The sequence below is a fragment of the Collinsella aerofaciens genome (assembly GCF_015554145.1).
GTDB lineage: Bacteria > Actinomycetota > Coriobacteriia > Coriobacteriales > Coriobacteriaceae > Collinsella > Collinsella aerofaciens_AA.
In genome coordinates, this window is sequence record NZ_JADNHZ010000010.1 from 27985 (window position 1) to 42446 (window position 14462).

Sequence of the window (14462 nt, forward strand, 5' to 3'; positions counted from 1 at the left end):
GAGAAACCGCCTGCTCGACCAACCCTTGACGCCGTTTTGTACCGGCACCCCATCTCCCGCTATCGAGGTCTAATACTTTTCCCACTGCCACCCAAAAACTCATCCAACATTAATCTTGGCTCAAGAATCGCTTAATCTATAACCTGCACTATAGAGTTCGACCAAGGGCGGGGCGGCGCAACGCAAACCGCCGAACGCAACGCTCGCGCCCGAGCAAATTGCCCGGCGTCGCGCCCATCGAACGAAAGGACAGGTCATGGACGACCTCGAAAAAGTTGAAACCATCCGCACCAAGTGCAACGTGAGTTACACCGATGCCAAGGCGGCGCTCGACGCTGCCGACGGCAACGTTTTGGATGCCATCATTTGGCTCGAGTCGCAGGGCAAGACCCAGACCACGTCGGCGCATGCCGCCACCGAGTCCGCGCCAGTCGATGAGCCCTCTGCCGAGATGGTCGCCGCGCAGGTCGCTTACGAAAAGTCGAGCGAAAAGACCGACTTCTCCAAGAAGATGGACGGCGTGTGGGAGTACCTCAAAAAGCTCTTCCGCCTGAGTCTGGACACCAAGTTTATCGCCACGCGCCGCGATGCGATCATCCTCAACATCCCCATCCTGATCCCCATCGTCGCGCTGTTTGCCTGGGGCGCCACGATATGGCTGATGCTGATTGGCCTGTTCTTTGGCATGCGCTACCGCATCGACAGCGACGGCGACGTGCCCGGCAGCATCAACAACCTTATGGATAGCGCTGCTAACGCCGCGGACGACATCAAGCAAAATCTCAACGACGACAAGTAATCGCAGACGGGGGCATGAATGGCACGGATCCTGATCGTAGAGGACGAGGAGAAAATCGCCCGCTTTGTGACACTCGAGCTGGAGCACGAAGGCTACCAGGTGGAGCACGCCGCTGACGGCCGCACCGCCGTTGACCTGGCGTTGGAGCGCGACTACGATCTGATTCTGCTCGATGTACTGTTGCCGCAGCTCAACGGCATGGAGGTGCTGCGGCGCGTACGCAAGCACAAGGATGTGCCGGTGATTATGGTCACCGCGCGCGATGCCGTGATGGACAAAGTGGCCGGGCTCGATGCCGGCGCCGACGATTACCTGACCAAGCCGTTTGCGATTGAGGAGCTGTTCGCACGGATCCGCGTGGCGCTGAAGCGCTCGGAAGCCGTACGGGCGGCTTCGGGCGCGGTCGGCGCCGGTACTGGGGCGGGCACGGCAGGCGGCGCGGGCGCCGGAGCCGCTGCGATGCCCCCGGTCGGCGACTCGACCCAGGCTTCCGCCGCGCCCTCCCCCGCTGCGCTCGCCGTGGGCTCGGTTGCGCTCGACCCCGACCGCCGCGAAGTCACGGTCGGCGGCTCGCCCATCGCGCTCACGGCCCGCGAGTTCGACGTCCTCGCCCTGCTTATGACGCATGCCGAAACCGTGCTCACGCGCGAGCGCATCGCGCACGAGGCGCTGGGCTACGAATACGTGGGCGACACCAACAACGTCGACGTGCACATCGCGCACCTGCGCGCCAAGATCGAAGACGCCGGCGGTGCCCGCATCATCCAAACCGTGCGCGGGGTGGGCTATGTCTGCCGCGCGTAACGCCGAGACCAAGCGCGTCACCTCCATCGCCCGTGCCATCAACTGGAGCTACATGTGGCGCCGCCTGGCGAGCTACATCTGGCTCGACCTGTGGCTGCTGGTTGCTGCGGCGGCGATCCTCATCTATGGCTATAACCAAACGCTGCCCGACGGCGCGTTTACCGCGGGATGGATCCCCGGTGCCGCCGTCCACGGCATGTCGCTGACGCCCGCGCACGGCTGGGACCCCGCCACGCTCACCTATACCGTCGAGCTTGCGCGCACCACCAAGACCTTCCCCCTCGCGCAGGACCTCATCGCGCTGTGGCCCCTCTATCTTGTCGTTGCAGGTGGGCAGGTCATCAGCGTGCTCAACATGCTCGGCGGCGCCCGCCGCGTGCGCCGCACCATGGCACCGCTCAACGACCTGGCCCTGCGCGTAGACGAGTTCAGCCGTATGCAGCTCTCCGGCGGCAAGATGGAAACGCTGGAGCAGGCCATCGAGCGCGCAAGCGTCGACTCGCCGAGCGTCACCACCGGCGACGCCGACCTGGCGAGCATCGAGGTCGCGCTCAACCGCCTGCTGCGCCAGATGCAAGAGGCAAAGCTGCAGCAGATGCGCTTTGTCAACGATGCAAGCCACGAGCTACGAACGCCCATCGCGGTGATTCAGGGTTACGTAAACATGCTCGACCGCTGGGGCAAAGATGACCCGGACGTGCTGGCGGAATCCATCGCGTCCCTCAAGGCCGAAAGCGAGCATATGCAGGAGCTCGTGGAGCAGCTGCTGTTTTTGGCACGCGGCGATGCCGGGCGCACGGTCCTGCGGCGTGCGAATACCAACCTGGCCGCACTGGTCGGCGAGGTATGCGAGGAGTCACAGATGATCGATGCCGAGCACACGTATCGGCTGGCTTTTGACGCCTTGCTTGCCAGCGACCCGCGCTGCGACGCGCCCGTCGACGTGGCGCTCGTGAAGCAGGCTCTGCGCGTGATCGTGCAAAACGCCGCCAAGTATTCGGACGCGGGCACATCCATCTCGTTTGGCGTGACGCCGGATGCGGGCGCGGGCACGATCGACATAAGTGTTGAGGACGAGGGCATCGGCATGAACCAGAAATCCGCAGCTCACGCATTCGAACGGTTCTACCGCGCCGACAACGCGCGCGATGCCGGCGCGCAGGGCTCGGGTCTGGGGCTCGCCATCGCCAAGTGGATCGTCGACAGCCACGGCGGCGTCATTGGCGTGACCTCAGTCGAGGGCGTCGGCAGCCGCTTTACGATTCGCCTGCCGCGGTAGAAAGCCCCTCGGCATAAAAAAGGGATAGGGCCAGGCGGCTCTATCCCTTTTTGCTAGCTATGGCAGCTTGTGCGCTACTCGCGGCACAGATGCACGGCGAAGCCGGCGAACTCGCGCTTAAAGTACACGAGCTTGGTACCGCCGTCGGGCAGCAGCACGCGCGACTCCTCGTTGACCTCGAGCCCGCGCTCGGCAAACCACTTCTCGGCCGCATCGATGTCGTTGACGGCAAAGCCGATGTGGCCCTTGGTGCCACGACCGTTCTGCTTCATGACCTCGATCAGCGAATCGTTAAAGTACGAAACCGGGGTCTCGATAACGGGCAGGCCCATCATCGTCGAGAACAGCTCCGCGATCCCCAGGGCATCTGCCGGGTCGGTGGCGTTAATGCCCACATGGGCAACGCGCATGCCAAAGAGCTCGACCGGATTGGCGTTCTGCTCACTCATACAGTCAGCGCCTACTGAGCCATGACGTCGAGGACGGCCTTCTCGGCAGCGACGCGGTTCATGCCGGTCATGAAGGGCACGCCGCTCACGTATGGGCAGGTGAGGCCCTCAGGGGCAACGGTGGTGGCGATCAGCAGATCGGCGCCCTCGTCGCAGTAGTCCTTGGCCTCGGAGATGGCGCACTGCACGATCTCGTACTTGTCGGCGTAACCGTTGGCGTCGAGCAAGGTGGCGACCTTCTGGGCAACGAGCGTGGAAGTAGCAGCGCCAGCACCGCAAGCCAAAACGATCTTCTTCATAGGTAATGTCTCCCTTCATGGTTTACTTTAGGTAAGTGTACCGCAGCGAGCGATGGCACTCAGCCTCGATGAGCTTTTATGCCAGTTTGCTTGTGCGCTGCGTATAATACATCTAGTACGTGTTGTCATACCGCTCGCTTTATGAGCGACTAAGGATCCTAACATGCCCGATTCCCGCACACTCTGGACCGCCGTCGTTATCATCTGTATCGCCGTGTCGGTGTTCTTTAGCGTCAAAAAACGCACTACGTTTAAACGCCTGCAACAGTTGATGGCCGCCAAACAGTGGGCCGAGTTCGATCGTTTGCTCGACGGCAAACTCACCAGCACGCTGTACCCGCGCTACAACCGCGACTACCTGCGTCTGAACTCCTATCTGCTGCGCGAGGACCACGAGCGCGCCGGCGAGATGTTCGACCTGCTGCTGGGACTCAACCTGCCCAAGATGCAGCGCGTCGACCTGGTGATCAAGGCCTTTAACTACTACGTTGGCCAGGAGGACCGCAAAAAGTCCAAGGAGCTGCTGCACGAAATCAAGGGCTTTGAGGGCGGTCAGGCCGAGGCGGTCGCGCACGAGTGCCAGCTGATGTACGACACGATGATCCTCAAGCGTCACAACGACATTCCCGAGCTGGAGCGCATGCTCGAGGATGTCGGCGACGACCCGGTCAAACGCTGCCGCCTGGAGTACCTGTTGGCTCTGCAGTACCAGAACAAGGGCGACGAGGCCAAGTTCCAGGAGTTCCTGGAGAAGTCGGGCCAACACTCGATGGCCGTCAACGCGTAACGGACGGCTTGTGCTAGACTTCTAGTCTCACGGGGGCGTGGCGGAATTGGCATACGCAGGGGACTTAAAATCCCTCGCCGCAAGGATTGTGGGTTCGAGTCCCACCGCCCCTACCATGTATTGGTTACGGGCCCGTGTCCCCTGGGGATGCGGGCCCGTTTCTTTTGGATGCCGATACAGATGGTGAGTTGCGGTGGAATAGGGACTGTTTGGGGCCCGAAAGGGCGATTTTAGTCCGTATTTCACCGCAACTTATGAGGGGATGGTTAAAGGGCGTTGAGGCTGGGGGGCCAGCCGATGGTGGGGGTTGTGCCGTCGAGGGTCTCGTTGATGGTGGCGGCCATGCCGGCGAGGAGGCTGTTCTCACTTACGGTGAGCGTCTTGTAGCCGCCGGCGCGCATGAGCTCGCGAATCACCACGGCGCCGGCCAAGATCACGCCCGCACGCTTGGGCTGCACACCTGGCAGAGCGGCGATGCCCGCAACGTCCAGTGCGGCCATGCGCTCGATGGCAGCCGAAACTTGATCCATCGAAAGCTCGCGCAGGTGCACGAAGCTCGAATCATACGGCTCCAGCTTGTGAACGAGCGCCACGAGCGTGGTGACGGTGCCACCCACCGCGACCAAGCGCTCGGCGCGCTCAAAGTTGTTGGGCAGGCTCTCAAAGTACGCCGTAAACTGCTCGCCCGCCCAGTTGGCAGCGGCAGCAAGCTCGTCGTCCGCAGGCGGCAACGCGGAGAAGAAGCGCTCCGTCACACGACGGCAGCCAATGTCCAGCGAGCGCGTGCCCTCCAGCGCAAAGACCCCGCGCTCCGGAGCGTATACGCCCGTCGCAAGCTCCGTCGACCCGCCGCCCGAATCGGCAACAATGATGCGCTCGCCGGCAAAGTCGTGCGCCACGCCAAAAAACGTCAGGCGCGCCTCGACCTCGCCCGGAATCACCTGTGGCTCAAGCCCCAGATCGCGCAGGCCGTCCAGCAGCAGCGCGGCATTGGACGCATCGCGCGCGGCACTCGTGCAGGTGGTGCAGACGCACACGGCCCCAAAGGCACGGGCCTCGTCCACAAACATGTGACACGCAGCGAGCACACGCTCGACAGCCGCCTCGCAAAAGCGCCCCGTCGCGTCCACGCCCTCGCCCAGGTCGGTAATCTCGGTATGCTTGGACGATTCCACAATCGCCCCGCCCTCGACCTGGGCCAACACCAGTCGCGACGACACCGTTCCCAGGTCGATCGCGGCCACCTTATAGCGTTTGCAATTTGTCATTGCGGGCTCCCCTCCGGGCGCTATTTGCCGTTGGACACGACCGTTTGACCCTCGACGCCGTTAAACCCAAACAGCATGTCGAGCGCCTGGATGTACCACGGCGCGTCCTTGCCGACTTCTTCGATTTCCTTGACCACTTCGCTGGCCTTCTTGGCGTTTGAGGACTTTTTGCTCGACGACGAGTCCGAATCGTCGTCCAAGCCTAGCACGTCAATCTTCTTCTCGCCGGGCATCACCAGGCCCAGGTCCTCGGACGCCGCGTCCTTGATACCCTCCTCCGAGAGCAGCTTGTCGGCGCTTTTTTGCAGCTCGTCGTTATATTGCTCGCGAATCTCAACCTGCTTGGCCAAGATGTCGCTCGAGCGTTTTGCCACGTACAGGTCGCGCACGGGGAAATACAGGCTCACGAGCGCCAGCGCCACCACGATACCGATAAACAGCGGGCGCAGAGATCCATGCGTAAAGTCATAGATCGCCTTGACCACCGCATTGTCGTTGGCGTAGCGCATAAAGTCCGAGCCCGAAAGACGGCTCGAAGGTCTGCTCGATTTGTCGTGCGTCTGGGCCGACGGACGCGACGAATGCGACGAACGTGTCGGACGTACTGGTCCATCTGTCGAAGTATTCACTTGAGCATTGGGGCGCGAGGTACTTGTCGGGCGCTGCGTGGAGCGGTCGGCGCCGGCGTAGGCGGACCCACCGAGCTGCACCGTGCGCGCAGGGCGAGGCGACGGCTCGCGCGAACCGGCGGAATAGTACCTGTTGTCGTAAATCTGATCCATGTGCGCCTTGTGCGGTTGAGGTTTGTTTGCGCTAAGTCCTTTAGTTATAGCACGAGCGCCCGCACCGCCTTCGCCAGCCTTTGCTCGACATAAAAAAGGCGCTGAGCCATATGGCCCAGCGCCCACAGCGCTTTGCGGCGTCCAGCCAAGGCGGGGCGGAACCGAGTCAGCCTCCTCCTCGCCAAATTCGCCCGTTTAGCGAATGTTGTAGAACGCGGCCTTGCCGGCGTAGCGCGCGCTGCCCTCGAGCTCGTCCTCGATGCGAATGAGCTGGTTGTACTTGGCGATACGGTCGCTGCGGCACGGGGCGCCCGACTTGATCTGGCCGGCATTGACGCCCACGACCAGGTCGGCGATCGTGGAATCCTCGGTCTCGCCGGAGCGGTGACTCACGATGCAGGCGTAACCGGCCTCCTTGGCGGTCTCGATGGCCTCGAGCGACTCGGTGAGCGTGCCGATCTGATTGACCTTGACCAGGATCGCGTTGGCGGCACCCAGCTCGATGCCCTTCTTGAGGCGCTCGGTGTTGGTGACGAACAGGTCGTCGCCCACCAGCTGCACCTTGTTGCCAATGCGGCGGGTAAGCTCGACCCAACCGTCCCAGTCTTCCTCGGCCATGCCGTCCTCGATGGAGATGATGGGGTAGGTGTCGACGAGCTTCTCCCAGTAATCAACCATCTGAGCACTCGTGTATTCCACGCCCTCACCCTTGAGCTCGTACATGCCGGTCTCGGCGTTGTAGAACTCGGTCGAGGCCGGATCCATGGCGTACATGAAGTCAACGCCGGGCTTAAAGCCAGCCTTCTCGACGGCCTTGGTAATGTACTCGAACGGCTCGGCGTTGGTCTTGAGGTTGGGCGCAAAGCCGCCCTCGTCGCCCACGCCGCCGCCCAGGCCTGCCTCGTGCAGCACGCCCTTGAGGGTGTGGTAGACCTCGGCGCACCAACGCAGACCCTCGGCAAAGCTCGGGGCGCCCACTGGCATGATCATGAACTCCTGGAAGTCGACGTTATTGTCGGCATGCACGCCGCCGTTGAGGATGTTCATCATGGGCGTGGGCAGCAGATGGGCGTTGACGCCGCCCAGGTACTGGTACAGCGAAAGACCCGCCGACTCGGCAGCGGCGCGGGCGACGGCCAGCGACACGCCCAGGATGGCGTTGGCACCGAGCTTGGTCTTGTTGGGGGTACCGTCCGCGGCAATCAGCGCGGCATCGACGGCGCGCTGGTCGAAGGCGTCGAGGCCCACGACGGCGTTAGCGCACTCGTTATTGACGTGCTCGACGGCCCGAGAGACGCCCTTGCCCAGATAGCGGCCCTTGTCGCCATCACGCAGCTCGCAGGCCTCAAAGGCGCCGGTCGAAGCACCCGAAGGCACCATTGCGCGGCCAAAGCTGCCGTCCTCGAGCACGACCTCGACCTCGACGGTGGGATTGCCGCGGCTGTCGAGCACCTCGCGACCGTAGACGTCCAAAATATCGCTCATGTTGTCTCCCTCTCACTTGGAAACATAGTGGATGCAAGCGACCGGCTGACCGTGCACCGTCGGTGCGCCTCCGTAAGTTAGCCATGTCGCACTTTTTGCATTATGCCCTAAGTTAACCGAGGGATACACTTGATTTTCGAAAAATTTAGCGGGAACGATGAGGCGTGTCAGCCCGTCGTTCCCGCAGTCTTACTCCTCCGCCTTTGCGGCATCCCACAGGTCGTTAAGGCCGTGGGTCGAAAGCTCGGCAAGATCCACGTGGGCGTCAGCCGCCATCTGCTCCATCGCAGCCCAGCGGCGGCGGAACTTGGCCGTGCTCGCGCGCAGGGCACTCTCGGCGTCAATCCCCTCTTTGCGCGCAACGTTGACCAGAGCAAAGAGCAGGTCGCCAAACTCCATCTCGCGCTCGGGCGAGCCGGGAGCCTCGGCCTCAAACTCGGCACGCTCCTCGGCGACCTCGTCCCACACATCCTGGACCGTCTCCCACTCAAAGCCCACGGCCGCCGCCTTGCGCGACACCTTTTGAGCTTGCATCAGCGCCGGCAGATGTGTGGGTACGCCGTCGAGCAGACCCTCGGGCAGCGCCTTGCCTGTCGCCACGGCCTTGTCCTTGGCCGCCTTCTCGGCAAGCTTGACCTCGTCCCAAATCTTGAGCACCTCGTCGGGGTTGTCGGCATCCGCATCGCCAAACACGTGCGGGTGACGACGGATGAGCTTGGCGTCGATATCGCGCGCCACATCGGCCAGCGTAAACTCACCGGTGTCCGCTGCAATCTGCGCATGCAGTACGACCTGCATGAGCACGTCGCCGAGCTCCTCGCGCAGGTGTGCCGCGTCGTCGGTCTCGATGCAGTCGAGCGCCTCGTAGGCCTCCTCGATCATGTTCTTGCCAATGCTGCGGTGCGTCTGCTCACGGTCCCATGGGCAGCCGTCGGGCTGACGCAGGCGCCAGATGGTCTGCACCAGATGCTGCAGCTCGGCCGACGCGTCGACCAGCGTGGACAGATCGCGCGAGCCCTCGGCATTTTGCTGAGCCATATGCTCGGCCATGGTTAGTCCTCCTCCAGGATCACGTGGCGGAACGCGCCGCCCTCGTAGATGCCGTAGCTGTGCGAGCCGTCCTTAGGAATGCTCACGCTGCCGGGGTTGAAAAGCCACAGACCCGGGTGCGCAGCGCTTTCCTCGTTGACCTTGATGTGCGTGTGACCGTAGACGAGCGCGGAACCCTCGGGCAACGCGGGCGCATGGTCGACGCTGTTGTGCATGCCGGCGCCAAAGACATGGCCGTGCGTCAGGAACAGCTCGCGGCCGGTCTCGTCGAACAGCATGGCGTAGTCCGCCATGACGGGAAAGTCGAGGACCATCTGGTCGACCTCGGCGTCGCAGTTGCCGCGCACCGCGATGATGCGGTCGGCTAGGGCGTTGAGCAGCGGGATCACGTGCTTGGGGGCGTAATCGCGCGGCAGGTCGTTGCGCGGACCGTGGTAGAGCAGGTCGCCCAGCAGAACGATGCGGTCGGGCTGCTCGGACTCGATGGCGGCACAGAGGCGCTCAGCCCAGTATGCCGAGCCGTGGATGTCGGAGGCGATGAGGTATTTCATGGTGGTCCTTTCGGTGAGGTTGATGGGGTGGGTGTGGCGCGTCGCCGACCGTGTCACTCAAATTGCAGAGCCGCGGCTTGTGCTGCCTGCATCACGCGCTGGAGCGGCACACCGTGCTCGCGGGCAAGGCGAGCGCAGTCCTCGTACTCGGGCGCTGCACGCTCGCTGCCGTCGGGCAGGGTGGCCACCTTGACGGACACCTCGCCCCATGGCGTCGTCACCTGCTCAAAGCGGCGTGGCAGGCAAACGCGTTCCATGACCTGGCGACGGATGCCATTGGTCGTGGTTTCCAAAAAGATGATCGTCTGCAGGCGCTCGATGTCCTCGTGGGCGCAGATTACCTGCAGCTGCCAGCCGGGACGGCCTTTCTTGCAATAGACGGGCAGCCAGTGCACCTCGCGCGCACCCGCCTCGCGCAGGCGGTCGGCGGCGTAGGCAAGCACCTCGGGCGACGCGTCATCAATATCGCATTCCAGCTTGACGATGGTTTCGGGCGCATCGGTCTCGCGGGACAGCGGGGATGTGCTATCGCATGGCATACGGTCCGGCTCCTTTCCGCGCGGGCTCGTTTTGTTCATCCAAACGCTAGCACATCGCGGGCGGCGCAGGGGCGGCGTCATGGGATAGGTGCGACTTTTGCTGGGCGCAAGTGCTGGCGCGCTCCAATGCCGGCCCGCTCCACTCAAACGTGTACGTCAGCCTCCAAACATGTCATTTTTTGCAGCTTTTGGAGGCTGATGTACACGTTTTGAGAGCGCAAGCGAGGCCGCACCGCGCGTCGCGCAGCCTTTCCAATCGATTTCGACCCCCGGCGTGTCCGGCGTGTTGAGAGCTACGCCATTACAATGAAGCGGATTCGCTTGACGCAAAGGAGCTGCCATGCCTGCTTGCCCGCTGGTCGATTGCCACACCCACACCTCGTTCTCGGACGGTCATGCCTCGTTTGAGGACAACGTTCGCGCCGCTGCTGCGGCCAGCTGCCGCGTCATGGTCTCGACCGATCACCTCACCCTGCCCGCCAGCATGGACGCCAACTGCGAAGTACAGGTTGTCGAGGGTGACCTGACGGCACATCGTCTGGCCTTTGAGGACGCCCGCAAACTCGCCGCGCAGATCGCTCCGGAGCTCACCTTTATCTACGGTTTTGAATGCGATTGGTACGAGGGTTGCGAGCCCTTGGTAGAGCGCTGGTCCCAGGGCGCCGTCGTACGCCTTGGCAGCGTGCATTGGATTGGCAACCCAGGCGATATCATGACCGGTGCCGCGGGTACGGCGAAAACGGAAAACGTCGCTCGCCCCGATACACCCGATTCCCTTTGCGGTTGGATCGACGACGACACCGACCTGCACGTTTGGGAAAACCTGGGCGTGCGCGGCGTGTGGGAGCGCTACGTCGACGACTGGTGCCGCGCCTGCGAGAGCCCGCTCAACTTTGATGTAATGGCTCACCCCGACCTGGTCATGCGCTTTTCGAAAGAGGGCTTTGCGCCCGACTTTGACCCCGCGCCGTTCTGGGGGCAGATGGCAGAGTGTGCACACGACGCGGGCCGCCGCGTTGAGGTCTCGACCGCCGCACCGCGCAAGGGACTCGACGACTACTATCCCACGACCGGGTTGTTGCGTTGCTTCGCCCACGCCGAGGTGCCGATCACTTTTGGCTCGGACGCACACCGCGCCTGCGACATTTGCTGGAACATCCGTGAGACCCAGGCACACGCCTACGACTGTGGCTACCGAACCTTCGACGTCCCCCACCCCACCGGCGAATGGGAATCCACACCCCTCGCCTAACTAGTCGTTTAAGAACGTCCCCAATGACTAGTGACGGCGGGCGTTGAGTTCGCCGGCAAGCTCGTCGAGGGTGATACCGTAGCGCTCAAGGGTTACGAGCAGGTGGTAGATCAGGTCGCCGGCCTCGTAGCGGATGTGATCGTGATCGTTATCCTTGCAGGCCATGATCACCTCGCTCGACTCCTCGGCAAGCTTCTTGAGCAGCTCATCCTCGACGTCGGTCAGCAGACGCGCGGTATAGCTTTCCTGCGGCGATGCATCACGACGACCGTGAATCACCTCGGCCAGACCTGTCAGCGTCTCTCCGATATTTCCATCCTGAACGTTTGCGGTGCGCACACCCATAGTTCAATCCTTTCTGGTGGCCGAGCGTCTAATCGAGCGCCCGCCCTACGCGAGTTTCTTAAAGAAGCAGGTACGGTTGCCGGTATGGCAGGCCGGACCCGGCGAGTCGACCTTGACCAGCAGCGTATCGCTATCGCAGTCGGCCCAGAGCTCCTTGACCTCTTGCATATTGCCGCTCGTCGCACCCTTGTTCCAGAGCTCCTGGCGACTGCGGCTCCAAAACCACGTGGTACCGGTCTTAAGCGTCAGCCCCACCGATTCCTCGTTCATCCAGGCAACCATAAGCACCTCGCCAGTGTCATACTGCTGAACAACACAAGGAATCAGCCCCTTGGCGTCGTATGTAAGCTTTGAAGGATCGGTTATCTCTTCCATTTCTCTCCCCAAATTCAAACTTCGCAGGTCGGTGAGGGTTGTCCAGGTGCCGCAGGTTGCCGCAAAAGAGGAGCGACGCGTACTTTGGTACGCGAGCGACGGTTTGAGCGGCAAGATGCGGTGCCTGGGCAAGCCGCAGCACTAGAAGTCCAACCTCACAGGAATGCCCTGCGACGCCATATATTCCTTCACCTGGCGGATGCTGAAGGTTCCAAAGTGAAAGACGCTTGCCGCCAGTACGGCGTCAGCCTCGCCCTCAATCACACCCTCGGCAAAATGCTCGAGCGTGCCCACGCCGCCGCTCGCGATGACGGGAATCGGCACCGCGCGCGCCACGGCGCGGGTGAGCGCCAGGTCAAAGCCGGCCTTGGTGCCGTCGCGGTCCATACTGGTCAGCAAGATCTCGCCGGCGCCGCGACGAGCCGCTTCCTCGGCCCACGCCACCGCGTCGATGCCCGTGGCGTTGCGGCCTCCTGCGGTAAAGACTTCCCACTTGTCGGCACCAGATGCGCCGGGCAAACCGACGCGCTTGGCATCGATCGCCACGACCACGGCCTGGCTGCCAAACGCCGCGGCAGCCTGGCTAATCAACGACGGGTCGCGCACGGCCGCCGAGTTGAGCGATACCTTGTCGGCACCGGCGGCAACCATGGTGCGCATGCCCGCCAGGTCGCGAAATCCGCCGCCCACGGTATAGGGAATAGCCAGCTCCTCGGCCGCATGCGCCGCCATCTCGATGGTCGTCGCACGGTTGTCGCTCGTGGCGGTAATGTCCAGGAAGACAACCTCGTCCGCACCCTCGCGGTCGTAGGCGCGGGCTAGCTCCACCGGGTCGCCCGCATCGCGCAGGCTCACAAAGTTGACGCCCTTGACCACGCGGCCGTCCTTGACGTCCAAGCAGGGAATCACGCGTTTGGTAAGCATGGGCTACTCCTCCCCTCGGGCGGCGGCCAGCGCCTGGGCCAGCGTAAAGTTGCCCTCATAGAGCGCACGACCGGTAATGGCACCCTCGATGGCGTCCTCACCCACCGCAGCCAGCGCGCGAATGTCATCGAGCGTAGAGATGCCGCCCGAAGCCACGACAGGAAAGCCCGCGACCTTGGCAACATGGCGATACGCCGCCACATCGATGCCCGTCTGCATGCCATCGCGCGCGATGTCGGTATACACCAGATGCTTAAAGCCCAGCTCGGTAAGCTGCGCCACGGCATCGTCGAGCACCACGCCCGCGCCGTCACGCCAGCCGTTCACCTTGACCTGACCGTCGCGCGCGGCGATGTCTGCCACCAGCAGCTCGCCAAAGCCTTGGGCTGCCACCTCGGCAAAACCCGGCTCGGTCACCAGCACGGTGCCCAGCGCAATGCGGCGAGCACCATAGCCGGCCAGCTCGTCGATGCGCGCGAGCGAGCGGACACCGCCGCCCACGTCCACGGACAGGCCGTCGACGCCGCAGATAGCCTTAATCGCCGCCGAGTTGGCAGCGCACGCGTCCTCGTCCTCGCCAAAAGCAGCGGACAGGTCGACGACATGCACCCAGTTCGCGCCCTGCTCGGCAAACGAGCGGGCGACGGCGACGGGGTCGTCGGAATATACCTTGCAGCGGCTGCGGTCGCCGCACTCCAGGCGCACAACCTTGCCGCCGATCAGATCGATTGCGGGAAACAGGATCATCGGCCAACCTCCTCGACGATGTTGACGAAGTTCTTAAGAATGCGCTGTCCCAGGGCCGAGGATTTCTCGGGATGGAACTGACAGCCCCACACGTTGCCGTGACGCACAATGCACGGGAAACTCCGCGTGTAGTGCGTGCACGCCAAAACATCAGCGGCATCGGCGTCGTCGGCCACCGCGTAGCTGTGGGTGAAGTACATGTTGGCGCCCTCGGCAAAACCGGCGAGCAACGGATCGGCCGCCCCGGCGGGCGTCATGTGCACCTGGTCCCAGCCCACGTGCGGCACCTTCAGGCGACTCGACTCCAAGCGCGTGCACGAGCCGCGCATAATGCCCAGGCCATCGACCCAGGGGCCGCCAGCCTGCTCGGGGGTGCCGCCATCCGCGGCCACGCCCTCGTCCGCAGGCACGCCCTCGTTGCCGCGCTCAAAAAAGAGCTGAAGACCCAGGCAGATGCCGAGCAGCGGAGTTCCGGCGGCGACGGCATCGAGCACGGCCGCCTCCTCGCCGCTCTGGCGCATAAAGGCGATCGCGTCATAGAACGCGCCCACGCCCGGGATGACCAGGCCGCCGGCGCGGCGGATCTGCTCCGGGTCGTCCGACGTGCAGGCAGCGGCACCGGCGCGCGCAAGCCCGCGCACGACGCTCGACAAGTTGCCCTTGTGGTAGTCGACCACCACGATCTTCGGTTCGCCCACGCGACCCCTCCTCCTCGTCTTGTCCAAAA

At 63.3% G+C, this 14462-nt stretch carries 18 protein-coding genes and 1 tRNA gene; 6 read left to right on the plus strand and 13 right to left on the minus strand.

Annotated features, from left to right (window positions below; all coding sequences use genetic code 11):
• Positions 1-256 precede the first annotated feature (256 nt).
• Genes I2E13_RS05325 through I2E13_RS05335 form a run of 3 tightly spaced genes read left to right on the plus strand, consistent with a single transcriptional unit; the run spans position 257 to position 2882 of the window.
• Positions 257-799: a UBA domain-containing protein gene (locus I2E13_RS05325; RefSeq protein ID WP_117769939.1), complete on the plus strand. Its 543-nt coding sequence runs from the start codon at positions 257-259 to the stop codon at positions 797-799.
• 18 nt (positions 800-817) lie between these two features.
• On the plus strand, positions 818-1603 hold the full coding sequence (locus I2E13_RS05330) for a response regulator transcription factor (protein ID WP_195404407.1): 786 nt from the start codon (positions 818-820) through the stop codon (positions 1601-1603).
• A complete protein-coding gene (locus I2E13_RS05335) occupies positions 1587-2882 on the plus strand; it encodes a sensor histidine kinase (RefSeq protein WP_195404408.1) in 1296 nt (431 codons plus the stop codon). Before I2E13_RS05330 ends, I2E13_RS05335 begins: the two co-directional genes overlap by 17 nt.
• A 74-nt stretch (positions 2883-2956) precedes the next feature.
• On the opposite strand, the gene I2E13_RS05340 is transcribed toward I2E13_RS05335, so the two are convergent.
• Together I2E13_RS05340 and I2E13_RS05345 are read right to left on the minus strand one after the other, a co-directional pair.
• Positions 2957-3331 carry a VOC family protein gene (locus tag I2E13_RS05340; RefSeq protein ID WP_117862613.1) on the minus strand — a complete coding sequence of 125 codons (375 nt, stop codon included), beginning with the start codon at positions 3329-3331 and terminating at the stop codon, positions 2957-2959.
• Between the two features lie 11 nt (positions 3332-3342).
• Complete coding sequence (locus I2E13_RS05345; RefSeq protein WP_006235903.1) at positions 3343-3630, minus strand: PTS sugar transporter subunit IIB; 288 nt, start codon at positions 3628-3630, stop codon at positions 3343-3345.
• Positions 3631-3793: 163 nt separating this feature from the next.
• Between I2E13_RS05345 and I2E13_RS05350 the strand changes: the two genes are divergently transcribed.
• Both I2E13_RS05350 and I2E13_RS05355 read left to right on the plus strand, forming a co-directional pair.
• Complete coding sequence (locus tag I2E13_RS05350; RefSeq protein ID WP_195404409.1) at positions 3794-4417, plus strand: hypothetical protein; 624 nt, start codon at positions 3794-3796, stop codon at positions 4415-4417.
• A 31-nt stretch (positions 4418-4448) separates the two neighbouring features.
• Positions 4449-4533 (plus strand) — tRNA-Leu (locus tag I2E13_RS05355).
• A 150-nt stretch (positions 4534-4683) separates the two neighbouring features.
• Here the strand turns inward: I2E13_RS05355 and I2E13_RS05360 are convergent.
• The 6 genes from I2E13_RS05360 to larC2 form a co-directional block, all read right to left on the minus strand.
• Positions 4684-5685 carry a Ppx/GppA phosphatase family protein gene (locus I2E13_RS05360; RefSeq protein WP_195404410.1) on the minus strand — a complete coding sequence of 334 codons (1002 nt, stop codon included), beginning with the start codon at positions 5683-5685 and terminating at the stop codon, positions 4684-4686.
• 20 nt (positions 5686-5705) lie between these two features.
• A complete protein-coding gene (locus I2E13_RS10915; protein WP_229057839.1) occupies positions 5706-6467 on the minus strand; it encodes a hypothetical protein in 762 nt (253 codons plus the stop codon).
• A 195-nt stretch (positions 6468-6662) separates the two neighbouring features.
• Positions 6663-7952 (minus strand): phosphopyruvate hydratase, encoded by a 1290-nt coding sequence (gene eno, locus I2E13_RS05370; RefSeq protein WP_117629967.1) that lies wholly within the window; start codon positions 7950-7952, stop codon positions 6663-6665.
• Between the two features lie 189 nt (positions 7953-8141).
• Entirely contained in the window at positions 8142-9002 is an 861-nt protein-coding gene (gene mazG / locus I2E13_RS05375; protein WP_195404411.1) for a nucleoside triphosphate pyrophosphohydrolase, read from the minus strand.
• A 2-nt stretch (positions 9003-9004) separates the two neighbouring features.
• On the minus strand, positions 9005-9553 hold the full coding sequence (yfcE, locus tag I2E13_RS05380; RefSeq protein WP_195404412.1) for a phosphodiesterase: 549 nt from the start codon (positions 9551-9553) through the stop codon (positions 9005-9007).
• Between the two features lie 53 nt (positions 9554-9606).
• Positions 9607-10092 (minus strand): nickel pincer cofactor biosynthesis protein LarC2, encoded by a 486-nt coding sequence (gene larC2 / locus I2E13_RS05385; protein WP_229057840.1) that lies wholly within the window; start codon positions 10090-10092, stop codon positions 9607-9609.
• 340 nt (positions 10093-10432) lie between these two features.
• Between larC2 and I2E13_RS05390 the strand changes: the two genes are divergently transcribed.
• Entirely contained in the window at positions 10433-11344 is a 912-nt protein-coding gene (locus I2E13_RS05390) for a PHP domain-containing protein (RefSeq protein WP_229057841.1), read from the plus strand.
• A gap of 27 nt (positions 11345-11371) precedes the next feature.
• Here I2E13_RS05390 and hisE read toward each other — a convergent pair whose 3' ends face one another.
• The 5 genes from hisE to I2E13_RS05415 all read right to left on the minus strand — a co-directional run bounded on the left by hisE (position 11372) and on the right by I2E13_RS05415 (position 14433).
• Positions 11372-11689: a phosphoribosyl-ATP diphosphatase gene (gene hisE, locus I2E13_RS05395; RefSeq protein ID WP_195404414.1), complete on the minus strand. Its 318-nt coding sequence runs from the start codon at positions 11687-11689 to the stop codon at positions 11372-11374.
• Between the two features lie 45 nt (positions 11690-11734).
• Positions 11735-12064 carry a phosphoribosyl-AMP cyclohydrolase gene (hisI, locus tag I2E13_RS05400; RefSeq protein ID WP_055285578.1) on the minus strand — a complete coding sequence of 110 codons (330 nt, stop codon included), beginning with the start codon at positions 12062-12064 and terminating at the stop codon, positions 11735-11737.
• Between the two features lie 141 nt (positions 12065-12205).
• Entirely contained in the window at positions 12206-12988 is a 783-nt protein-coding gene (gene hisF, locus I2E13_RS05405; RefSeq protein ID WP_117769949.1) for an imidazole glycerol phosphate synthase subunit HisF, read from the minus strand.
• A 3-nt stretch (positions 12989-12991) separates the two neighbouring features.
• Positions 12992-13735: a 1-(5-phosphoribosyl)-5-[(5-phosphoribosylamino)methylideneamino]imidazole-4-carboxamide isomerase gene (locus I2E13_RS05410; RefSeq protein ID WP_195404415.1), complete on the minus strand. Its 744-nt coding sequence runs from the start codon at positions 13733-13735 to the stop codon at positions 12992-12994.
• Complete coding sequence (locus tag I2E13_RS05415; RefSeq protein WP_195404416.1) at positions 13732-14433, minus strand: glutamine amidotransferase-related protein; 702 nt, start codon at positions 14431-14433, stop codon at positions 13732-13734. The genes I2E13_RS05410 and I2E13_RS05415 overlap by 4 nt, the downstream gene beginning before the upstream one ends.
• Positions 14434-14462: the final 29 nt, after the last annotated feature.